This window comes from Amphibacillus sediminis NBRC 103570, from assembly GCF_001552275.1.
Taxonomy (GTDB): Bacteria; Bacillota; Bacilli; order Bacillales; family Amphibacillaceae; genus Amphibacillus_B; species Amphibacillus_B sediminis.
Genome location: NZ_BCQW01000001.1, coordinates 37,906 through 59,195, shown reverse-complemented (window position 1 = coordinate 59,195; position 21,290 = coordinate 37,906). Strand labels below are relative to the sequence as shown.

At 37.4% G+C, this 21,290-nt stretch carries 21 protein-coding genes and 1 pseudogene; 15 read left to right on the top strand and 7 right to left on the bottom strand.

From position 1 onward, the window contains the following. Positions 1 to 85: 85 nt before the first annotated feature. The 6 genes from ASE01S_RS00265 to fdxA all read left to right on the top strand — a co-directional run bounded on the left by ASE01S_RS00265 (position 86) and on the right by fdxA (position 3,336). Complete coding sequence (locus ASE01S_RS00265) at positions 86 to 334, top strand: DUF2584 family protein (protein WP_067836358.1); 249 nt, start codon at positions 86 to 88, stop codon at positions 332 to 334. 186 nt (positions 335 to 520) lie between these two features. Further along, on the top strand, positions 521 to 1,087 hold the full coding sequence (gene vrrA, locus ASE01S_RS00260) for a VrrA/YqfQ family protein (RefSeq protein ID WP_067836354.1): 567 nt from the start codon (positions 521 to 523) through the stop codon (positions 1,085 to 1,087). A gap of 55 nt (positions 1,088 to 1,142) precedes the next feature. Further along, positions 1,143 to 2,105 carry a peptide-methionine (S)-S-oxide reductase MsrA gene (gene msrA / locus ASE01S_RS00255; RefSeq protein WP_067836351.1) on the top strand — a complete coding sequence of 321 codons (963 nt, stop codon included), beginning with the start codon at positions 1,143 to 1,145 and terminating at the stop codon, positions 2,103 to 2,105. Positions 2,106 to 2,237: 132 nt separating this feature from the next. Then, on the top strand, positions 2,238 to 2,447 hold the full coding sequence (locus ASE01S_RS00250; protein ID WP_067836347.1) for a DUF6501 family protein: 210 nt from the start codon (positions 2,238 to 2,240) through the stop codon (positions 2,445 to 2,447). A 76-nt stretch (positions 2,448 to 2,523) separates the two neighbouring features. Next, positions 2,524 to 3,069 carry a histidine phosphatase family protein gene (locus ASE01S_RS00245; RefSeq protein WP_067836344.1) on the top strand — a complete coding sequence of 182 codons (546 nt, stop codon included), beginning with the start codon at positions 2,524 to 2,526 and terminating at the stop codon, positions 3,067 to 3,069. Between the two features lie 27 nt (positions 3,070 to 3,096). Then, positions 3,097 to 3,336 carry a 4Fe-4S ferredoxin gene (gene fdxA, locus ASE01S_RS00240; protein WP_067836341.1) on the top strand — a complete coding sequence of 80 codons (240 nt, stop codon included), beginning with the start codon at positions 3,097 to 3,099 and terminating at the stop codon, positions 3,334 to 3,336. A gap of 226 nt (positions 3,337 to 3,562) precedes the next feature. On the opposite strand, the gene ASE01S_RS00235 is transcribed toward fdxA, so the two are convergent. Next, positions 3,563 to 3,844 (bottom strand): acylphosphatase, encoded by a 282-nt coding sequence (locus ASE01S_RS00235; protein ID WP_067836337.1) that lies wholly within the window; start codon positions 3,842 to 3,844, stop codon positions 3,563 to 3,565. 308 nt (positions 3,845 to 4,152) lie between these two features. Here ASE01S_RS00235 and ASE01S_RS00230 point away from each other — a divergent pair, with 308 nt between their 5' ends. The 9 genes and pseudogenes from ASE01S_RS00230 to ASE01S_RS00195 all read left to right on the top strand — a co-directional run bounded on the left by ASE01S_RS00230 (position 4,153) and on the right by ASE01S_RS00195 (position 12,788). Beyond that, positions 4,153 to 5,118: a P1 family peptidase gene (locus tag ASE01S_RS00230; RefSeq protein WP_067836334.1), complete on the top strand. Its 966-nt coding sequence runs from the start codon at positions 4,153 to 4,155 to the stop codon at positions 5,116 to 5,118. A 28-nt stretch (positions 5,119 to 5,146) separates the two neighbouring features. Further along, positions 5,147 to 5,254: pseudogene (locus tag ASE01S_RS16310) on the top strand (transposase); the annotation flags it as partial. Between the two features lie 393 nt (positions 5,255 to 5,647). Then, a complete protein-coding gene (locus ASE01S_RS00225) occupies positions 5,648 to 6,571 on the top strand; it encodes a peptidase U32 family protein (protein WP_067836331.1) in 924 nt (307 codons plus the stop codon). A gap of 15 nt (positions 6,572 to 6,586) precedes the next feature. Beyond that, entirely contained in the window at positions 6,587 to 7,813 is a 1,227-nt protein-coding gene (locus tag ASE01S_RS00220; protein WP_067836328.1) for a peptidase U32 family protein, read from the top strand. A gap of 552 nt (positions 7,814 to 8,365) precedes the next feature. Further along, positions 8,366 to 8,731: an ArsR/SmtB family transcription factor gene (locus tag ASE01S_RS00215; protein ID WP_067836325.1), complete on the top strand. Its 366-nt coding sequence runs from the start codon at positions 8,366 to 8,368 to the stop codon at positions 8,729 to 8,731. Then, a complete protein-coding gene (locus tag ASE01S_RS00210) occupies positions 8,724 to 10,862 on the top strand; it encodes a heavy metal translocating P-type ATPase (RefSeq protein WP_067836322.1) in 2,139 nt (712 codons plus the stop codon). The genes ASE01S_RS00215 and ASE01S_RS00210 overlap by 8 nt, the downstream gene beginning before the upstream one ends. A 168-nt stretch (positions 10,863 to 11,030) precedes the next feature. Continuing rightward, positions 11,031 to 11,792, top strand: a complete 762-nt coding sequence (locus ASE01S_RS00205; RefSeq protein WP_067836318.1) for an alpha/beta fold hydrolase — start codon at positions 11,031 to 11,033, stop codon at positions 11,790 to 11,792. Positions 11,793 to 11,887: 95 nt separating this feature from the next. Next, positions 11,888 to 12,289, top strand: coding sequence for a VOC family protein (locus tag ASE01S_RS00200; protein ID WP_067836315.1), 402 nt, complete (start codon positions 11,888 to 11,890; stop codon positions 12,287 to 12,289). A gap of 64 nt (positions 12,290 to 12,353) precedes the next feature. Beyond that, the gene (locus ASE01S_RS00195) at positions 12,354 to 12,788 is read left to right on the top strand and encodes an SRPBCC family protein (protein WP_169793081.1); all 435 of its coding nucleotides are present in this window, start codon (positions 12,354 to 12,356) and stop codon (positions 12,786 to 12,788) included. A gap of 266 nt (positions 12,789 to 13,054) precedes the next feature. On the opposite strand, the gene ASE01S_RS00190 is transcribed toward ASE01S_RS00195, so the two are convergent. The 6 genes from ASE01S_RS00190 to ASE01S_RS00165 all read right to left on the bottom strand — a co-directional run bounded on the left by ASE01S_RS00190 (position 13,055) and on the right by ASE01S_RS00165 (position 20,779). Continuing rightward, positions 13,055 to 13,726, bottom strand: coding sequence for a metallophosphoesterase family protein (locus ASE01S_RS00190; protein WP_245630297.1), 672 nt, complete (start codon positions 13,724 to 13,726; stop codon positions 13,055 to 13,057). 635 nt (positions 13,727 to 14,361) lie between these two features. Further along, entirely contained in the window at positions 14,362 to 16,896 is a 2,535-nt protein-coding gene (locus ASE01S_RS00185) for a LamG-like jellyroll fold domain-containing protein (protein ID WP_083511972.1), read from the bottom strand. Positions 16,897 to 17,451: 555 nt separating this feature from the next. Continuing rightward, positions 17,452 to 18,666, bottom strand: coding sequence for a bacillibactin exporter BcbE (gene bcbE / locus ASE01S_RS00180; RefSeq protein ID WP_067836304.1), 1,215 nt, complete (start codon positions 18,664 to 18,666; stop codon positions 17,452 to 17,454). A gap of 220 nt (positions 18,667 to 18,886) precedes the next feature. Beyond that, positions 18,887 to 19,150 (bottom strand): hypothetical protein, encoded by a 264-nt coding sequence (locus ASE01S_RS00175; RefSeq protein ID WP_067836301.1) that lies wholly within the window; start codon positions 19,148 to 19,150, stop codon positions 18,887 to 18,889. A 72-nt stretch (positions 19,151 to 19,222) separates the two neighbouring features. Beyond that, positions 19,223 to 20,101, bottom strand: a complete 879-nt coding sequence (locus ASE01S_RS00170; protein ID WP_067836298.1) for a DNA-3-methyladenine glycosylase family protein — start codon at positions 20,099 to 20,101, stop codon at positions 19,223 to 19,225. Positions 20,102 to 20,251: 150 nt separating this feature from the next. Further along, positions 20,252 to 20,779 (bottom strand): GNAT family N-acetyltransferase, encoded by a 528-nt coding sequence (locus ASE01S_RS00165; RefSeq protein WP_067836295.1) that lies wholly within the window; start codon positions 20,777 to 20,779, stop codon positions 20,252 to 20,254. Between the last annotated feature and the right edge of the window lie 511 nt (positions 20,780 to 21,290).

The window sequence follows — 21,290 nt, the reverse complement described above, 5'->3', positions numbered from 1 at the left end:
ATAAGTTATAAAGTCTGTGTTCCTTATCATTTGGTAATAACTTGAATAACCTCTATAATAGGATATAGCAAAGGAGGACGGTCTAATGTCAATGCCACTTACTATCGAATCAACGTTGGTCACGCAGGGTAAAGAGGTACGCGTAAAAGGTAAAGAGAACTGCTTTGTGGTTACTTTAACAGGCTATCGACTTTACCCAATAGGTGATCGGATTGAAATTAGGAGACACGAAGACGCTGATCAAATTGGCTTTGGTAAAATAGTTGAACTAACATGGCGGGACAACCAAACTATTTGTACTTATCAACTTCTTTCGCTTCACAGCGTCAATTAATGACAGATTACGATGAGTAGCTTGTCTTATTATTGATTTTCTTGCGCTTACCCAGGAAATATCTAAAGTATCGGCACTGCCGATACTTTTTCTTTGGGTATTTCTCCGTAAAGGGTAGGACGATTCACACTTTTATTCGCCTAGCGTAAGCTATCCTAGTAGATAAAAGGAAAAGAGGGATTCAATATGAAGCAATTTGCCCCATTTACACAGGCTGGTTATCCATATACTCAAGCACAAAATTTTATGCCGAGAATGCCTATGTATCCCGGTATGCCAAATCCACAGATGATAACACAAGCGACTGCCCCTAAAACGGGATTATCAGGATTATTGCAACGTTTTTTACCATCTGTTGGTAGTGGTAATCTAACTGAAACGCTCGGTCAGTTACAAAACATTTTAAAAATGACTCAATCTATTACCCCGATGATTCAACAGTATGGTCCATTATTAAAGAGTCTTCCTAGTATGCTTGCGCTAATGAAAGAATTCAATGAATCAGATGAGAGTGATGAAAGTAAGAGTGACGAAAGCAACCAAAATAAAGATGAAAGTAAAGCAATAGAGGATGAAGAAAAAGAAACGACCGATGATGAAACAGAAGTTCACATCGATACAGTTGATCATAACACGATCGAATCCGATTTGGCGAAGATCTCGATTAACGAAAAAGATGACAACCTGTACAAAATTGAAACATTAAGAGATCGTTCCGCTAAGAATACTACAAGCCCAATCCTATACATTTGATTATTCATTCTGGGCAATTTAAAATAAGGATAAACTAAACGAAGGAGCAGATATGATGACAGAAACGAAACAAGCATTGGCGACTTTTGCGGGCGGTTGTTTTTGGTGTATGGTTGAACCTTTTGATCAACAACCTGGTATCATTTCAGTTGTGTCTGGTTATACAGGAGGGCATAAAAAGAATCCAACCTATCAAGACGTGTGCAGCGACACGACAGGACATTATGAAGCCGTACAAATTACGTACGACCCAACTCGATTCTCTTATCAAAAATTAGTGGACATTTTTTGGCAACAAATTGACCCGACTGATCCGGGTGGACAATTTAATGATCGAGGCGACTCTTACCGTACCGCCATTTTTTATCATGACCGTGATCAGCAAGAAATAGCCGAGAAATCTAAACAAGCATTAAGCGAGTCGGGTAAATTTACTAAACCGATTGTGACAGAAATCCTACCTGCCCAACCCTTTTATCCTGCTGAGGAAGAGCATCAGGATTATTATAAAAAAAATAGCTTCCATTATCGTCTTTACAAAAAAGGTTCTGGTCGAGAGGCTTTTATTAACCAGACATGGAAGCGAAGCTACTCTCAGTCTGAACTAAAGGAGCGCCTAACCCCAATCCAATATCATGTCACCCAAGAAAATGGGACAGAGCCGCCGTTTCAAAACCCGTATTATGCAAATCAGGAAGAGGGAATTTATGTGGATATCGTCAGTGGTGAACCTTTATTTTCTTCACGGGATCAATATGATGCGGGCTGTGGTTGGCCAAGCTTTACCAAGCCTATTAACCGGAATGAGTTAGAGGAAAAACTTGATACCTCTCATGGTATGCGTCGAATCGAAGTGAGAAGTAAAGCAGCTGATAGCCATTTAGGACATGTATTTAATGATGGACCAAAGGATGATGGAGGGATGCGCTACTGTATTAATTCAGCCGCCCTGCGCTTTATTCCTAAGCATAGGCTTGAGCAAGAAGGCTATGGTGTCTATAAGGCGCTATTTGATTAAGCTTTTCACCAGTTCCTTTGCTCTGTTTCGGAATAAAACTGAAAATTTGTCAACAATGCTTATCTTTTTTGCAGAAACGTGTTAGAATATATAGGAAAGTAGCGTGTACAAAGAGAGAGAGGAGTGTGCGCATTGATTCATACCAAATGGAACGATAAAGAAACGATTAAACATATTAAGTGTGTACATGCGAATGCGAAGAAATTTGTGGTGAATAATATGTTAACACCTGGTAAGATTTATCCTGTAAAAAACGAAACAGAGGAATTTTATTTTATCATTGATAATTCCAATCGCATTGGCGGTTTTAAAAAAGACTATTTTAGCGAAGAAAGTGAATAACACATGGTTTTAATGAAAGGTTTAAAGCTATAGTAGAAGGCGAGCCAAATACTCCCATCATTCAGGAGCTGATTCAATGAAAAAGCTGATTCTCATACGACATTGCCAAGCAGAGGGGCAGCACAAAGACTCCCCTTTAACGAACCTTGGGGTTAATCAAGCACGACGATTGGCAGAATTTTTTACTGAAAAGGATCTTAAAATCGATCGTATTATATCCAGCCCTTATATGAGAGCTGTTGAGACCATCCACCCCTATGCTTATAGTCATCATCTAAAGATTGAACAGGACGCCCGGTTGCAGGAGCGTATTTTAAGCGCTGAACCTGTCGATGATTGGGTAGATGTCGTCAAGCATTCTTTTATTGATAAGAATTATCGTCTACCAGGGGGAGAATCATCTAATGATGCCTTAAAACGTGGGCTTGCCGTGATTAAAGAAGCCATGGAGGATCCGAATCATCTTCATGTTGCGATTGTGACACATGGGAATTTGCTGACACTACTTTTGAGTCATTTTGATTCAAACTATAGCTATACAGAATGGCGTTTCCTTAAGAATCCAGATGTATTTCTAATTGAACACGAACATGATTTCTATCAACTTCAGCATATTTGGTAGAAACATCATTATAAGGAGGGGTATACGTTGGCATTTGTTATTACATCTGCTTGTATCGGTGAAAAAGCTGGGGAATGTGAAGAGGTTTGTCCAGTTGATTGTATAGAAGAAGGAGACGAAATGTATTATATCGATCCGGATATTTGCATCGATTGTGGAGCTTGTGAAGCCGTATGTCCGGTTGAAGCCATTTATATGGAAGATGAAGTTCCAGAAGAAGAGCATGAATATATTGCCCTTAACCGTCGTTTCTTTGAAGAAAAGTAGAAAAAAGCCGTGTATAACTTTAAATTACACGGCTTTTTTTAACGCTGATTAATGATGAATGTTCAAACATCGCATAAAGTGAAACTTTGCTCAGTGGAGGTTTTCCATCCCCCACTGAACGTTAGTTGAATCAATCGGGCGGTTACTGGCTGTTGGATCTCCCACTTAGACATGACTTGTTCCTTATATCTTGAAATGGGAGAGTTACACTGTGGTAAAATAACCTTTAGTAGACGACTTTAAAGGATTGATATGCCTTTAATTCTTCTGAAATAGATAGTTCAACATCTTCAACCCGTGCAGCTGGACTTGGACTAGCTTTGATTTGATCGATAAATTGATAGACTTTTTCTATCTCACCTTCAACTTCAATTTCAACCGTATCATCTAACTGATTTTTAACCCAACCCGTTACGCCAATTTCATTTGCCTTTATTTGAGTTGTATAACGAAAGCCAACACCTTGAACCATCCCATGTACAATCATATGTGCATGTATCTTTGCCATATTATCACTCCAATTAAAATGTTAGGACTAAAGTAAAGTGAAACTTCATTCAGTGGGGGTTTCGATGCATAGGATGTGCTCGTGCAGACGTCACGAACTTAGTCCGCTTACTCTCTCCCGCACTGAACGTTAGTTGAACCAATCGAGCCGTTACTGGCTGTTGGATCTCCCATTTAGACATTATTTCTTGAAGTGGGAGTCTTACCAAAGCCCTTCGATGGGGCGAGTAATCGCAGCCCCAGACAGTTACACAGCGATAAAATACCCTTGTTTGACTTCTATTAAACCAAAGAATGGGGGACATAGCAATGCAAAATGTTATTTCGATTAATCAGCTTAATCAATTTAAAATAGGGCATGCTGAAAACGACCAAGCGATTACCGGTTGTACCGTTGTCTTGGCTGAAAACGGAGCAAAAGCAGGAGTCAGTGTCCGAGGTGGATCACCGGGGACAAGAGAAACAGATTTATTAAAATCAGAAAATCTTGTCGATATCGTTCATGGTGTTTTTTTTACAGGTGGGAGCGCGTTCGGCCTAGATGTTGGCACTGGGGTTATGCGCTATTTAGAGGAAAGAAAGATTGGCTTTGATACGCAAATAGCGCATATCCCAATTGTTCCAGGAGCTGTCCTCTACGACTTAATAATTGGACAATCCCATATTAGACCAGACGCCCAATTAGGATATCAAGCATGTCTCAATGCACAGGAGCGTGATGATCGTTTAGGAAACGTTGGAGCTGGTCTAGGGGCAACTGTTGGTAAGTGCTTAGGGCCAGATTATGGGATGAAAGCAGGACTTGGCCATTACGCACTTCAAGTAGGCGAGTTAATGGTAGCTGCCCTGATTGCAGTCAATTGCTTTGGAGACATCATCGACCCAAAAACTGGCCAGATCCTGGCAGGTGTTTATGATCGGGGGACTAAACAACTTTTAAATAGTGAACAAATGATGTTAAAGCAACTTGAACTGAATACGAATCGCTTTTCTGGCAATACAACGATCGGTACTGTATTAACTAATGCCAAGGCAAATAAAGCACAATTGAACAAAATAGCTAGTATTGCACATGACGGGATAGCTCGTACAACGCGTCCTTCACATACCTTTATTGATGGTGATACACTGTTTGCACTAAGTTGTGATCAGGTAGAGGCAGATTTAAATGTCGTCGCGATGTTAGCTACAACAGCTGTTGAGCAGGCAATCGTGTCTGCTGCCAGAACCGCTAAATCTTTAGCAGGGTTTCCTAGTCACTCTGAAACGCAATAACCTAGTAGGGCTTCGTTCCTACTAGGTTTTTTACAATGGATACATTGAAGGTGTCAATAACACAATCAAAATGACAAAGCGTATCTCATATGGCATTAAAGATTTTGAACGATTGAAAAAGAAAATATTGTGGTGACAAGAGATTAGAAAGGCTTTGGCATAAAGGAACTTAGCAGAGGAAATATGCGAGACTCCTGCGGAAAAACGGGCGATCCGAGACCCTACAGCGGGCTTTGCGAGGAGGCTCGGGCGTTCGTCCGCGGAAAGCGAGTATATTTCCCTCTGCGGTCTATGCATAATCACTATTTGTGTATAAAGCCTTTTAACAAAAGCGATGGTGGAGTGAAATTCGCACCACCACATTTGACAGAGAACCGGTTTTTTTAGTTACATAATGGGTTCAAGGACAATTTGTATTTTGTCAATTAATATAATAAAAAGTATGAAAAAATGTGATATTTATCACTGCTTTTTGATGTGATTGGTTCATAATTAGCAATAGACTGTATTTTTTGAGGTGAATAAGTACATGAATTTATATAAACCAGAACTACTTGCTACAGCAAAGGATCTTGAAGAAGTAAAACGATTAGCTCAAGCTGGAGCCGATGCTATTTTAATTGGCCATCAACAATTTGGTAATCGTGTAGCAGGTGATTTTGAATTATCTGATATCAAGGAGGCAATTGATCTCCTTCATGCTATGAATAAAAAAGCCTATATCCAAGTTAACGCCATTTTTCATAACCAACATCTTGAGGCATTACCTGATTATTTAACAGCACTTGAGCGTGATGGTGTCGACGGTATTATCGCAGGTGACCAGTCGATCTTTCAAATTAAACGAGACCTCAACTTAACAACACCATTAACATGGAATCCTGCCACCTTATCAACGAACTATCAAACATTAAATTACTGGCATCAGCGAGGAATGGACCGGGCAGCATTATCTAATGAACTATCATTAGATGCGGTTATTGAGATCAAAGAACATGTCAGCTGCCCCATTGAAATACAGGTGCATGGCATGACATGTATCTTTCAATCGAAGCGCAAGCTTGTTCGAAATTATTATCAGCATATCGACAAGTCCTACGAGCAAGATCAGGTTCGATATATTAAAGAAGATAAAAAAGCAGATAGTCACTATCCTATTTTTGAGGATATTAATGGTACACATATCATGAGTACAGAAGATTTAGTCATGATTGATTATCTCGATCTGATTCTTAGTGCTCAAATAGATGGCTTAAAGATAGAGGGGATGATGAAGTCAACTGACTATAATGAAAGGATTGTCATACTCTATCGTGAAGCAATTGACACGTATTTAACAGATCCAGAGCTCTATCAAATTAAAAAGGCAGGCTGGAAGCAATCCATCTATCAAACCCAACCGAATCAACGTAAGATCGGGACAGGTTTTTATTTTAAAGAACAGATTTACTAAGAGGAGTAGAAAACGATGCAAATAGAAAGACGGAAACCAGAATTACTTGCACCAGCGGGCAATTTAGAAAAATTAAAATTTGCCATTCATTACGGGGCAGATGCTGTCTATATTGGTGGGCGACAATTTGGGTTACGTGCTAAAGCTGGAAATTTCTCTTTTGAGGAGATGGCAGAAGGGGTTGTATTTGCTAAAAAGTATGGTGCTAAGGTTTATGTAGCCACCAATATTATTGCCCATAACGAAAACTTAGCTGGTGCTCATGACTATTTTAAAAAACTATACGATATTGGTATATCAGCTGTGATTGCTGCTGATCCAGCTTTAATTCAGGCGTGTCATGAAGCAGCACCTGATCTAGAAGTACACATTAGTACCCAAGCATCGATTGCGAATTGGAAAACGGTCGAATACTGGAAAAAAGAAGGGATCCCCCGTGTTGTACTAGCGCGCGAAGTCTCGGTCGAAGAAATACGTCAGATCAAAGAAAAGGTTGATATCGAAATTGAGGCCTTCATTCATGGTGCAATGTGTATCTCATACTCTGGACGGTGTGTTCTTTCTAACCATATGACAGCAAGGGACGCAAACCGAGGTGGATGCGCTCAATCCTGTCGATGGAAATACGATTTATTTGAGGATGGGACGGATGGAACCGTTGCTGTTTCCGATCAAGCAGACGAAAAATACACCATGAGTTCACAGGATTTAAGTATGGTAGAGCATTTACCCGATTTAATTGAAGCTGGGGTAGATTCGTTGAAAATTGAAGGACGGATGAAAAGTATTCATTATGTCGCAACAGTAGTCAATGTTTATCGGAAGATTATAGATACGTATTTTTCTGATCCAGAAAACTTTCAACTTGACCAGGCTTGGATTGATGAAATTTGGAAAGCAGCGCAACGCTCTCTCTCAACAGCCTTTTACTATCATGAACCAACGGAAAAGGATCAGCTTTTTGGTAAGCCTGATCGAATCCCTAAATATGACTTTGCGGGTCTGGTTTTAGATTATGATGAGCATACACAAGTGGCGACCATTCAACAGCGCAACAGCTTTGGTATTGGTGATGAGGTTGAGTTTTTCGGGCCGAACTTTTACCGTTTTAAACAAAAGATTCATATATTATGGGATGAGAATGGTGAAGCAATTGATCGTGCCAAGCATGCCATGATGATTACCAAAGTAAAGGTCGACCAACCTGTCAAGTATTATGATATGATGCGTAAGCAAAAATAAAACAACAAGCATTCACATGATGTGGGTGCTTGTTGTTTTTTGGGGGAAATTACCTTTGTCCACAACAAGTGAAGATCATACCGGTTTGTATAAGCAAATAACTGCATTAACAAAATAAAGCTATATTTTGTTAATGTTAGTAGGTGTTTTTCAAGCTAAACCAAATGTGCCTTGGCGCCTAGATTTTATTAAGCTCGATGAATTCCACGGAAAATTTGTGGTATCCGTTAACTTGTTTAGCTTAGGCTTGAGCCCCCACTGAACGTTAGTTGAATCAATCGGAGTTACTGGCTGTTGGATCTCCCACCCACTTAGAAATGACGTGTTCCCTTATTTTTTAAAGTGATAGGCTTACAAAAGCCCTTCGACGGGGTTACACTGCGATAAACCTGTTGCCATAATAATGAGAGGGGAAAGCTATACCTAGATCAATCTTTGATTAACAGCATGCTTATTTCTATTAAAGATTCATTCAAATGATTACTTGAATATAAATCATCCATCAATTATAATATATTCAAATAATCTTTTGAATGAAAAAGGATGAGACCGATGAATAAAAAAGATACATGTGAGATTTATTGTTATGACGAAGTAAAGGTTAATCAGATTCAAGCAGATATGGAAAAAGAAGATATATCCAGTGTAGCCCAGCTCTTTAAAGCCTTGGCTGATCATAACAGGGCCAAAATTGCCTATGCTTTATGCCAGGATCAAGAGTTATGCGTATGTGATATCTCGCATATCATAAGGTCTTCCATTGCTACCGCTTCCCATCATTTACGCACCCTTCATAAATATAAGATTGTCAAATATCGCAAGGAAGGGAAAATGGCGTTTTACTCATTAAATAACGGAAATATTAAGCAGCTTATTGCGATTGCATTAGCAAATAAAGAGAGGGAAGCCCATGTATAATCAGCAAGAAAAAGCATTTGAAGAAGCTTCTAAAACTTATCGAGTACAAGGATTCACTTGTACAAATTGCGCTAACACATTTGAGCGTAACGTTAAACAAATACCTGGTGTTAAGGATGCAAAAGTAAATTTTGGAGCATCTAAGCTTGTTGTTAAAGGGAAGGCAACGATCGCAGAATTAGAAAAAGCCGGAGCATTTGAAAACTTAAGGGTTCAAGATGCCAATAAGAAGGTTGAAGCGCGTGTGCCTTTTTGGAAACAAAAAGAAAACGTTAAGGTCTATATCGCAACTGCTTTATTGTTTGTTAGTTGGCTATTAAGTTATCGATATAATGCTGACCACGTGATCCCTAAAATTAGCTATGGCATTTCAATACTTATCGGAGGGTATTCATTATTTATTAAAGGACTGAAAAATCTAGTTCGACTCAACTTTGATATGAATACACTAATGACCATTGCGATTTTAGGTGCAGCAGCAATTGGTGAGTGGGGAGAAGGCGCAATTGTCGTTATACTCTTTGCCATTAGCGAAGCTTTAGAGCGTTACTCAATGGTAAAAGCTCGTCAGTCGATTGAATCTTTGATGGATATTGCACCAAAAGAGGCTTTAATTCGTCGTGACCAAAAAGAAATGATCATTCCTGTTGAAGATATTCGTATCGGAGATATGATGATTGTTAAACCTGGTCAAAAGTTAGCCATGGATGGAATTGTTGTTAAGGGTAGCTCGACTCTAAATCAATCTGCAATAACAGGAGAAAGTGTACCTGTTCTCAAGAAAATTAATGATGAGGTATTTGCAGGAACATTGAATGAAGAAGGTTTGTTAGAGGTCAAAGTAACGAAACAAGTTGAAGATACGACCCTCGCAAAAATTATCTATCTTGTTGAAGAGGCACAAGCAGAACGTGCACCTTCTCAGGCCTTTGTCGATCGTTTTGCCAAATACTATACACCGATGATCATTATTGTTGCTATTCTCCTAGCAATTGTTCCACCACTATTTATCGGACTTGATTGGAATGAATCGGTTTATCGTGGTTTAGCTGTCTTGGTCGTAGGATGTCCATGTGCATTAGTTATCTCAACCCCAGTTTCAATCGTAACAGCCATTGGAAATGCCGCAAAAAATGGGGTTTTAATAAAAGGCGGCATCCACTTAGAAGAAATCGGTTCCCTAAAAGCGATTGCGTTTGATAAGACGGGTACCCTAACCAAAGGTATTCCTGTTGTAACCGATATTGTAACGTTTAATAAAGATGAGCATGAAGTCATAAGTTTAGCTGGGGCCATTGAACAAGGGTCACAGCATCCACTTGCTTCTGCTCTTATAAGAAAAGCTGAAGAACTTAAATTAGACCTAAACCGTATAACCGTTGAAGAATTTCAATCGATCACAGGTAAAGGTGTAAAAGCAAAGGTCGATCATCAAATGTATTATCTCGGAAATCCAAAACTTTTTGAGGAACTTTTTTCAGGCGAGATTAATGCTGCAATAAATCAGCAGATTAAGACTCTTCAAGCTGACGCTAAAACGGTTATCATACTAGGAACAGAGAAAGAGATTCTTTCACTAATTGCAGTTGCCGATCAAGTAAGAGAGGCATCGAAGCAAGTGATCCGCAAATTACAACAGGTTGGGCTTGAAGAAACAGTTATGCTAACTGGTGATAATAAGCGAACAGCTGAGGCTATCGGAAAAGAAATTGGTATTTCTCACATTAAAGCTGACCTACTTCCAGAAGATAAATTGAATGTAATAAAACACCTCCGGACAAAATATCAAGGTGTGGCCATGGTTGGGGATGGGGTCAACGATGCTCCTGCTTTGACAGCTGCAACTGTAGGTGTGGCAATGGCAAGCACTGGTACGGATACAGCTCTAGAAACAGCAGACATTGCCTTAATGTCCGATGATTTAATTAAACTTATTTATGCGATTAAATTAAGTCGAAAGGCCTTAACTATTATCAAGCAAAACATTACGTTATCATTAGTCATTAAGACAGTCGCTCTATTACTGATTATCCCTGGGTGGTTAACTTTATGGCTAGCTATTTTTGCTGACATGGGAGCCACACTCATCGTAACACTAAATAGTCTAAGACTGTTAAGAATCCGGATATAAGTAACACTTACCTGATGATAACTTTTGAATGGCATAGTTGGAATCATACATCGTCGGTTTCTCAATGAAGGGATACCGGCGATATTATTTTGTCAATAATTTGAACAGAACGCTAAGTATAAAAACAAATGAATGTCTGATAATAAGGTGAAGAAACGAGGGATAATAATGAAAAAAGTCACCTTTAATCAATCCATCATTTATTATCAGGTAGAAGGAGAAGGTTTGCCGATCTTATTTATTCATCCTCCAGGCATCGGACGGGTTGTTTTTCATGCCCAGCTTCCATTAGCCAATTATTATCAGTTGATCTTACCAGACTTTAGTGGTCATGGCCAATCCACCTCACCATCTCATCGTCACATTATTAAGCAATACTGTTCTGAGATCGAAGCGATATTAGATCATGAAGGAATTGATAAAGCCATTCTTTGTGCCTATTCAGCAGGTGGTATAATTGCTCAAACCTTTGCTTGTCAGTATCCAGATCGAACTGAAGCTTTAATTGTATCTGGTGGCTATCCAAACGTATCAACGGCAAGACTACATTTACTATATTATGCTGGTATGCTTTCACTACGGATGACAAGAAATTATTTAACAAAAATATTAGCTGCTAGCAACACAGCAAATGATCTGGATAAAACAACTCTAGTTAAACATATTAATCAAACTGACTTTAAAAAGTGGTATCAGTATTACTTTAGTACACATCAAGTAAATATTAAGCATTATTTGGATAACATAAACTGTCCTAGTTTATTTGTTTACGGAAACAAGTTGGATTTTACTTATTATTATCAGCAGGTTTACCAATCACAGTCTCGGATCGAACTAGCTTTTGTTGATCTGGGGACACATCAGATACCAGTAAAGAAAGCTCAGGCATTTAATCATCTAGTTAAGCAGTTTATTGATCGCCATATTTAATGCTGGTCCTTTTAAAAGCAATTAAAGAGAAATTTGCGAGCTCTTATCATGTTAAGATAACGATGACTTAAATGATAGGGGGAGGAAAAATAATAATGATAAAAAGCATAATCCAACTTACCTTGTTTGTTCACAATTTAGAGGAAGCTAAGACGTTTTATGTAAACAAGTTAGGTTTTGTCGTAAGGGAAGAAGCAGAATTTGGACCAGAATGGCAATACCTCACAGTTTCCCCAGCAACAGATAACGAAACAATGATTGAACTTGCTGAAGCAAAGACTCCCGAACAAAAACGCCTGATCGGCAAACAAGGAGGCGATACGGTGATACTAATGTTTGAAACGGATGATATTGAAAGAGATTTTAACGAATTAAAGCATCGTGGGATCGTTTTTCATGGGGAAATACAAGATGTACCAGGAGGAAAGGGGGTAGGATTTAAGGATTTGTACGGAAATGAATTGGATTTATTTCAAACAAAAGTTGATTATGATTAGTTCTCAAAACTTAAACGTTTCATATCAGAGTGTCAGAGGACCAAAAAGGAGAGTAACTGGAATCATGACATTTGCCAATCATTTAAATGCCAGCTTAACAAAGGATCTTAAAGCTGATCCAGAACAGATCTACGATGCCTGGTTAACACCAAAGTTAATTAAGCGATGGATGTTCCCTGATGGAAACCTCGTAAGGGTTGAAATAGAGAATCGGGTAGGCGGAGAATTTATTTTTACTGATAAAAGGGGTAGACAATTAATCGAACATGTAGGGAGTTACCTAGAGCTAGAACGACCTAGTCGACTCGTTTTTACATGGGCCACCGTTGATGATTTACCAGATATCGATCGTGTGTTTGTCGATATCGAATCGACAGACACTGGTAGTCAACTAACTTTAACGCATCAACTTCATCCAAATTGGGCTGAGTATAAAGACCAGACAATAGATGCTTGGGACAAGATGATCACAGCTATGCAAGATCAACTTAATTTTTAAGCAGCAGATTACGCAACCGATGTTATATATAATATAAGTGTCACAGTGGTGGTAATTAAGATAATCATTACACTAAAATTTTTTATTTTGTCTCACTATCATAAGAATACTTTAATTTTGAGACAAAATCTTTTTTATGACATGTTACTTCCGATAATATATATTATGTAAACTAGAATTTGAAAATAAGAAAAGCGTTTCCTGTCTTAACTTCCTATATACTTATACTTTATACTTTTTCATTACTATAAAGTATATTTTGATAATCAAGGCCCCTCAAAAGGTGGATTTAAGTAATGTTCTGCAAAATCCTCTTTGTAAGGCGCGTTAGTTTTAAGAATTCTTTCAGACGCCCTTTTTGCATCATATGGAGTTACCTTGAGTTCAACATCAGGACCGAGTAAAGCCCAACAAGCTCCATTTGCTCGACTCTGTAATCCAACACTTCCTGCATTAATTACACGTTTATAATTGACAATGCGATCAAACTGTATGTGAGTATGACCACAAACAATAACATCTTGTGAAACATTTTCAAGCATAGGTCGAATTTCGTTTTCTGTAGTATTTATTCGAATCGCCTCTTCATCGCTGCGGGGAGAACCATGTACAAATAAGACTTCTCCCAAACCTTCAATGCTCAAAGTAGCTTTTTCTGGTAAACTCTTTAGGAATCTTAATTGCTTTTCTGTTAATTGATTAGCACACCAATTATTTAATTCGGCAGTAAAATCATCTAACCCTTTTTCCTTTCCACAACGGTAAGAAACTTCACGATCAACGTTACCTCTAATAAAAATAAACTCATCCTTATAATCCATTAAAAAATTCATTACTTGACGTGGTTCGGGTCCCCAAGCTAAATCCCCACCGACAAGAACTTGATCAATGTTTGCTTTTCTAATCTCTTCTAAGACTGCTTTTAATGTAGTTTGCATGAATATCGTAAAGTGCAGCTACACGCATTTAAATATACCTCCCCCATTATAAATTAATTTCTATTTCATTAATGACCATTATTAATAACTCGTTTTATCCATAGTAATTCTGACTCGAATAATATTTTTCATATATCAAATGTAATTTCATGGAAAGCAGAAAGGTACATTGGTATTGAAACGTCCGGATAAATACGAGTATATTACTCTGGATTTTGTATTATCTCCAGCCACTTAATATACCGTTCAATTAATAGGTGAGAAATTATTTTATCAAGTATATATTTTATGCTTCTAATATAGCAATTCACAAAAGATAAATTCAACTTATTTGATTACAATCCTCTTTTTTCTTTGCGTTCCAAATTAATTAATTACATAAGCTATTCCCTCTTTGTCACTTATTCCCTTCCTTAAGCTATTGACTTGATGCTACTGATGCGGGCTATATAATTTTGGTCTGTTTCTCTCTGGATATATGTATTAATAAATATTAGTATCAAACTTGAGTAGACTCCTGTTAATAAAAGGAATACTCTTTTACTCGCTATTCCTGTTCAAAAAATGAGTTTCAGGAATAGCGAGTTTTTTGCAGCTAATTTAAATTTATCTTAACAATTAAGTAAGCTCTTCTATTAATCCTTCTTGGCAAGTTGAATCATTTCTTCCTCTGAAATCGCACGATTGAATATAATTAATTCATCAATTAAACCTTGATATGGTGGATCCCAATAGTTAACGCCTAAGCCAAAACTGCTTGTTGGATTAAAAATACTTGGAAATTGACTCCCCGAAAAGACTTGCTTACCATTTAAATAGACGCTTATATCTTCATTATCTACAACAAAACCTAAATGGGACCATTCATTGACCGGAATTGTTGTCCCTGTTGGTGCATCATACCACTCTGAACTCCCAGACCAAATCATAGTTTGGTCATCGACTGTCCCTTTAAGCACTAGACTAATCCAGTTATTTTCATCTTTTGCACCAAAAAATGTTGTGGTATGCGTCGCTAATGATTCAGGTTTTACCCAAAGTGTAACAGTGTAAGCGTTAGATTGGATTAATCCATTCGGTAATCTAATACCTGAATATCCATTGAAATAAGCTGCTTTTCCTTTTATTCCGTCTGCAAAAGTGATCTCACCACCTGAATTGTTCAAACGATTTCCTGTTATGATCCCTTCACCAACTAAGTTATCTTGTTCTTTCAAATTATCTTCAAAGGAAAATTGAAGTTTTTCTATTGTATCCGTACTTTCTTTTGCTATGACAGTAAGGTCAAAGCTTTTCGTTGCTTGAGCATCACCTTTTGTAATATTTACGGTAAGTGTTACCTGAACATCATCATCTTGTTGATTGACCTTACCAGATGAAGATACTATCTTTTCATTCGAGCTTTCCCAATCAATTTGACTATTATGAAAACCAACTGTCGGCAGCTGAAGATCGCGGTTAATCTGATCTAATCGACCAATTTCTAAATCTTGTTTAACAGCTTGCACAACTTCACCATCGGGCATATCCACTAGTTTACTCCCCCACATCGATACCCCTTTGTTGGATAGTGCTGTAAATGTCAAAACATATTGGTTAGAGGTATGATCCCATTGGTGAACCAATACTCCATCATAAGTGAGGTTATTGGTTTTGATTTCAATACGGTAGTCATCGTAAAGCCTCCAAATGCCATCTATTTCACCTGAAATCGTCTTGTCTTCATTTAATAAAATATAAGAGGAACGTTTTACAGTCGTATTATTATCTTTTTCATGGTTCAGATATTTATATTCACCAGGAATTGATTTTTCATCTATTTTCGATAATGTTTCACCTGTGTATCGATATGGAGCAAAAACGGGCCAATCTTCACTATTGTAATAAATGGGATGAACTCTTGTTTCAAACATTTCGCCTGTATCTGGAAATCTTGTATGAAAGACAACGAATTGCTTATCATTATCATCTGTCAAGACAGAATTATGACCGGGAGAAACATAACCATAGCCACTTCCCATGGTTGGATCACCAACGTGACGTTCAAATAAAAAATGTCCCATCATTTTATTCCCATATGGAGCATTATCGGTATTGTTAGGTAAAACAGCAGGTTTTCCATCGGCATCAGTATAAGGGCCTGTCGGATTTTCTGAACGGAATATGCGCATATTATATTCACCATCTGCACCTAACCAACCGTAAGTCACATACAAATAATAAAAACCTCGATCTTCATCATAAACCACATAAGGACCTTCCCCTGACTTAGCAAAGCCTCCTGAAATATGAGTTCCGAAGTATCGATCAATCAGACGACCATCCTCTGTTACCCCATCTTCTCCTGGATAGATCGCTTGTCCCGTCTCTTTATTTATTTCTAACAAATAAATCCCGCCAGACCATGATCCGTATACCATCCATAGGTCTCCGTCTTGATCATAAAACAGATTGGCATCAATCGCATTCGGATATCGCTCATTATTATAGGAACCATCATTTCTGAACCAATCATCATTTTTTCCATCAACTTTCCCTTGTTCTATCAATTCAGAAATGTTGGTATTTGTCCATTTTTTATTCACATCACTATTCTCATCAAATGCATCATCTTCGGTAAAGCCAGAGTACATAATGGTATCCACATATTGATACGGCCCTTCAATATCCTGAGAAACGGCATAACCGATTGCAGAACGTATATATGTGGAAGATGCACTGTAATAAATCATATACGCACCTTTTGTTCCGTCTTCGTTTACATAATCATCATTCCAAAATATATCTGGAGCCCAGACGGCATAGCCACCTTTACTATCAGCATCATCTTTTCCTGCCCACTTAAATGACTCCTTTAAATTCATTTCTAGATCACCATATAAAGCATTATCTGTTGCTTGATAACCATTAGTAAAGCGCTCCCAATTCATTAAATCTTTAGACTTACCTGCTTCAATATGTGTACCAAATACATAATAGGTATCCCCTTCTTTAATAATGGAAGGGTCATGTACGGAAACATTTTGAAAGGTTGGTGTTTCCGTGTTTTCTTTGTCTATCATACTCGCTCCCTCTCTCTCCTTATTAAATGTTATGGTCATGATATAAATAGCTAATACAATTAGAAGAATGGCCACAACAGGAAATATAATCCTTTTCTTTCTGTTCATTGATAGTCTCCTTTTCATTATTAAACCGCTTACAATAAAATGCACCTTGGCATGTCTGTGCCGAGATTTTATCGACCGAAGCTCGATAATTTCCCGCTGAATAAGTTTAAACTTATACGTAACAGTTCATTTATATATAATAATAATATAGAATGGATAAAAAAATTACAATAGTTTACTAATAATTGTACGTACATTAAGTTGAAATGATAAAAAGACTATGGACACTACGAACATACCTGAGATTGTTGGAATGGTGTTATAGCTCATCCACTGAACGAAAACTATATAAAAAGTCTAATTCTCAAATTAACTGCGAAAATTAGACTTTTTTTCCTTAATTATTTTGTGAATAAAGCGAAACTTCGTTCAGTGGGGTTTCGACGGTGTGCTCGTGCAGACGTTGCGACACGACGTGGCCAACTTAATCAGCTTCATCTCTCCCCCACTGACCAATCGGGCCGTTCCTGGCTGTTGGACCTCCCTCTTAGACATGATGTGTTCCCTTATTTCTTGAAGTGGGAGGCTAACACTGTGATAAAGCCTTGAAGGTTGTTAGCTTAAGTGGAGAGCGACCTTTTTTTTCTCTTCAGGTTTTATCGCAAAAAAAGTGATCAATGCTGCAACGCCACTAATTACTGCTAACAGTATATATAGTAAGACGATATTATCCATAATTAATGCGACAATAGGTGGACCTGCCGCCACACCTAAAAAACGCATACTGCTATACAAGGAAGTGACCGTCCCCCGAATTTCTTTTTTAATGCCTTCAGTAATTAAAGCATCTAAGCTCGGTAAAGACAGACCAATTCCCAAACCAGATAACGACAACAAGACAGTCATCATGACCATACCTAACTCAGCTCGGACCCAAAGCAAGGGTACGCCTGTTATTACATTACCAATAAGAATTAACCACTTCATCATAACTTTATTGTTCCCAATCTTTTTACCGGTAATGAACGAAGACGCACAAAGAAATAATAAAGGAATAGCCAACACTAACCCTCTATAAACCGATTCTACTCTATACTCGGATTCAAGGAATGAAGAAAAATGAAAGAGGAAACCAAATAGAACAAACATGTTCAGACAACCAATAATAAAAATAGAAATTAACCAACGTCCGTTTTCTTTAAAAACATGCTTTAACGTCTGTAAAAAAGCAGAAAAGCTTTGTTTTTTTTGATCAGACTTTTTTGGCCTTTTAACTAAAAAGCTAACAAGTAAAATTGAGATGATTGAAAAGATCGGGATAGAAATAAAAGGTAAATACCAAATAATAAGCGCTAGCAATGCCCCGATAATCGGACTTAAAACCTTTCCAAACGTATTAGCTGTTTCAACTAAGCCTAAGCCAGCACTAACATCTTCCTCATCATCAAACATGTCTCCGACAGTTGGTATGACAACTGGAAAAGCACCAGCAGCTCCAACACCTTGCAATAAACGTCCAACTAAGATTATCATGTAGGGGTTGGCCATTCCCCAGGCAGAAAAAGCTGAGATAGCACCTCCAGCTCCTGTGATGATCAGACATGGAATGATGACCTTTTTCCGCCCTATTTTGTCAGATAAATAGCCAGCGAACGGAATTAAGATAATAGCAACAACCGAATAGACAGTGATGATCATACTCGACTGAAAGCTTGATATGTTAAGCTCTTTTTCAATAAGAGGCAAAACAGGAATTAACATCGAATTACCTAACGTCATAACGAGAGGGATCGATGCTAATGCCAATAAGTCCAATTTTTTTTCTTTCATATCACGTCATCCATTTCGTTAGTTTTTGAAATCCTTAACTATTATTTACTTAAGTATTATTTCTATTCATTGGCATTAGCTAAAAAACCCTATGGAGAGTTTTAGCAAAAAATTCTCCATAAGGTGCTTTTGAGTATGACCAAATTCTAAGCATTTATTAATCCACTATCACCTAATCAACTAAATTCAAACCATATCCTTCTAATAGTTTTTCTACTGATTATAATGAATATGTATCATCATAAACATTAGAGTATTCATTCATTTGTGTTATATTTGCTCTATTATCTTCATCTAGGACGATATCTGAAAAGCCAAAAATATCCGTAAAGCTTTTTTGTAATTCACCTTCTGACCCTAACACATAACTAAGCCAAGCTAAAGAATCTCGTGATTCCTCGGTAAGGCTGACTGTTATGATATCACCATTTTTATGGTCTTTGTTGAACCCCCCTGGGATATGCCGGGGGTTTTCAAAGACCATAAAAAACACACCTCGTCATCATCTCGGTGTATCAATACTCAATTAGATTTTGCTAAAGTCCATCCAAAGTGACTAATCATGATCAAACCAATAAGCCAAATATTTAAATTCACCCCATTGATCATATAATTGCTTCATTTCTTGTTGAGAAGGACTTACTCCTGAAAAATATTTCATACGAACATGTTTTTTAAAATCACTGTCAATCGGTAAGTAATCATAGCGACCTAGTAACATCAATATCGTGCTTATTGCATATGGCCCCACACCTTTAATCGTTTTTAACTGGGCGATAACTTGATCAGTCGAGATCACGTCATGCTTTAGACCCTCTAGATCAAGGTCCTGACTTACTATTCTTTGAGCAAGTTCAAAGATATAAGTACTACGATAGCCAAGCTTCAAATGCTTCTTTAAATAATCCTCTCCTTTTGCAACCACAGTGGTTACATTTGGAAAAGAAAATAGTTTTTTCTCAAGGTGATACGGCTTCCCTAAATGGGTAACAAAATTGTTCGTCATAGCTATTGTACGACTCCAGGTTGTATTAGTCGTAAAAATTGTTTTAACAATATCTTCAAATAAAGATGGCGACCTGAGTAATCGACCTCTATACTGTTTTATAATACCGTTCCTTTCTCCGATATCTTGGCAAAGCTGATAAAACCGATCAAAATCCTCATCCAAACGGAAAATCCATTTGATCTTCTCTTCAATCTCTTGCTCTTCAACTGGTGATAATACGTCATCTATGTATTCCAGATCAACGATTAAGCTGTTAAGCCTATGTTGTATCGAAACAAAAACGATCTTTCCTGTCGACAGCTCTTCAACTCGAGACAATACTTTTTTATCATGATCGAAATCAAAAGGTGATAATCGATACCACCCATGATCCGTCACTGTAGCATAAAAGTTAAAAGAATGAGGTAACGCGATAGTTAAAGACATGACCAATCCCCTTTTATTATATTTCTTCAATGATTGAAGTTCTGCTACGTTCTAAACTATGATCCTCAAAGCGAAACGGGTAGTTTGCAGGATGTCCACATGGCTTCGATCTAACAACTTCTCCCACCCCTAAAATTAATTGAAAATTCTTTATATTTCAGATTGGCTACTACTATGTACCCGAAGATACTCATCTTTCAACAAAGACATGACATGAAGTGATTGGTAACCTTGATCTGTTTTGATGCACTCTCTAAGCGTTCCCTCTAGTGTAAAGTTAACTTTTTGATAGAGTTTAAGTGCCTTTGTATTCTCTGTGTTGACATCCAGCCATAATCGATTTGCTTTTACTGTATTGAAAACCCAATCCTGTACTAGTCTTAAAGCTTCTTCACCAAAACCGTTACCCTTAAAATCGATAACAATTCTCAATAACTCAATGCTATCATCTTTACTTGAAAAACCTCTAAGAATAATGATACCTATTTTTTGATTGATTAGCCTGTCCATAATAATGAAATGTTTTATATCGTCATTGCCCATGGCTTCTTCGTGCTGTCTAGGTAACCATAAATTGATATAACACCGATTGTGTCTGTCATTTTCTAATTGAACAATATAATTGATATCATTATATGAAGCTTCAAGAAAATAGATCCGTTTAGAATATATATCCATATCCTACCTCCTTTCTCTTAAAAAATAAATAGAGATGATTATTCTGAGGACATTTACTTCTCACGAACACCCCTAATAACAGCTTGTGTCACTTAGATGACGGCAAAAGTCGAATAGATGTGATTTATTATTTATGTAGTTAGTCTATCATTAATTGCTATAACATTCATTGGGTCAAAGGCAACTTATTAACTTATGACCTTTTACATAATATGATCCTTCTTCAAGTTAAAATATATTCGTTAGTTGAAGACCAAAATCCTATCATTACCCTAATTGCCGAGATAGATTGAATCTAAACTTTTACCTATACTCATCTTCATTCATGAATTTCAAGTATATAATATCCCCTTTTCACTCCATACTCATTATTATATATTATCATTTTTTTTACATTTTTGGCCTTTATTCTATTGAAAAAAATATTACAATTATTTTAATTTTGTAACAGAAAAAGGTTGTGAGATTGCTTGTCAAGATAGATTTTAATGTATTTTTTTCCTATCTACCC

Bases quoted from the DNA above. Each gene is read 5' to 3' on its own strand.
- ASE01S_RS00165 (WP_067836295.1), bottom strand. From the start codon at position 20,779: ATGGATATATATTCTAAACGGATCTATTTTCTTGAAGCTTCATATAAT.
- ASE01S_RS00245 (WP_067836344.1), top strand. From the start codon at position 2,524: ATGAAAAAGCTGATTCTCATACGACATTGCCAAGCAGAGGGGCAGCAC.
- ASE01S_RS00195 (WP_169793081.1), top strand. From the start codon at position 12,354: ATGACATTTGCCAATCATTTAAATGCCAGCTTAACAAAGGATCTTAAA.
- ASE01S_RS00175 (WP_067836301.1), bottom strand. From the start codon at position 19,150: ATGGTCTTTGAAAACCCCCGGCATATCCCAGGGGGGTTCAACAAAGAC.
- ASE01S_RS00185 (WP_083511972.1), bottom strand. From the start codon at position 16,896: ATGAACAGAAAGAAAAGGATTATATTTCCTGTTGTGGCCATTCTTCTA.
- ASE01S_RS00210 (WP_067836322.1), top strand. From the start codon at position 8,724: ATGTATAATCAGCAAGAAAAAGCATTTGAAGAAGCTTCTAAAACTTAT.
- ASE01S_RS00230 (WP_067836334.1), top strand. From the start codon at position 4,153: ATGCAAAATGTTATTTCGATTAATCAGCTTAATCAATTTAAAATAGGG.
- ASE01S_RS00205 (WP_067836318.1), top strand. From the start codon at position 11,031: ATGAAAAAAGTCACCTTTAATCAATCCATCATTTATTATCAGGTAGAA.
- ASE01S_RS00200 (WP_067836315.1), top strand. From the start codon at position 11,888: ATGATAAAAAGCATAATCCAACTTACCTTGTTTGTTCACAATTTAGAG.
- ASE01S_RS00170 (WP_067836298.1), bottom strand. From the start codon at position 20,101: ATGTCTTTAACTATCGCGTTACCTCATTCTTTTAACTTTTATGCTACA.
- msrA (WP_067836351.1), top strand. From the start codon at position 1,143: ATGACAGAAACGAAACAAGCATTGGCGACTTTTGCGGGCGGTTGTTTT.
- ASE01S_RS00215 (WP_067836325.1), top strand. From the start codon at position 8,366: ATGAATAAAAAAGATACATGTGAGATTTATTGTTATGACGAAGTAAAG.
- ASE01S_RS00225 (WP_067836331.1), top strand. From the start codon at position 5,648: ATGAATTTATATAAACCAGAACTACTTGCTACAGCAAAGGATCTTGAA.
- ASE01S_RS00235 (WP_067836337.1), bottom strand. From the start codon at position 3,844: ATGGCAAAGATACATGCACATATGATTGTACATGGGATGGTTCAAGGT.
- ASE01S_RS00220 (WP_067836328.1), top strand. From the start codon at position 6,587: ATGCAAATAGAAAGACGGAAACCAGAATTACTTGCACCAGCGGGCAAT.
- bcbE (WP_067836304.1), bottom strand. From the start codon at position 18,666: ATGAAAGAAAAAAAATTGGACTTATTGGCATTAGCATCGATCCCTCTC.
- ASE01S_RS00265 (WP_067836358.1), top strand. From the start codon at position 86: ATGTCAATGCCACTTACTATCGAATCAACGTTGGTCACGCAGGGTAAA.
- ASE01S_RS00190 (WP_245630297.1), bottom strand. From the start codon at position 13,726: ATGCAAACTACATTAAAAGCAGTCTTAGAAGAGATTAGAAAAGCAAAC.
- vrrA (WP_067836354.1), top strand. From the start codon at position 521: ATGAAGCAATTTGCCCCATTTACACAGGCTGGTTATCCATATACTCAA.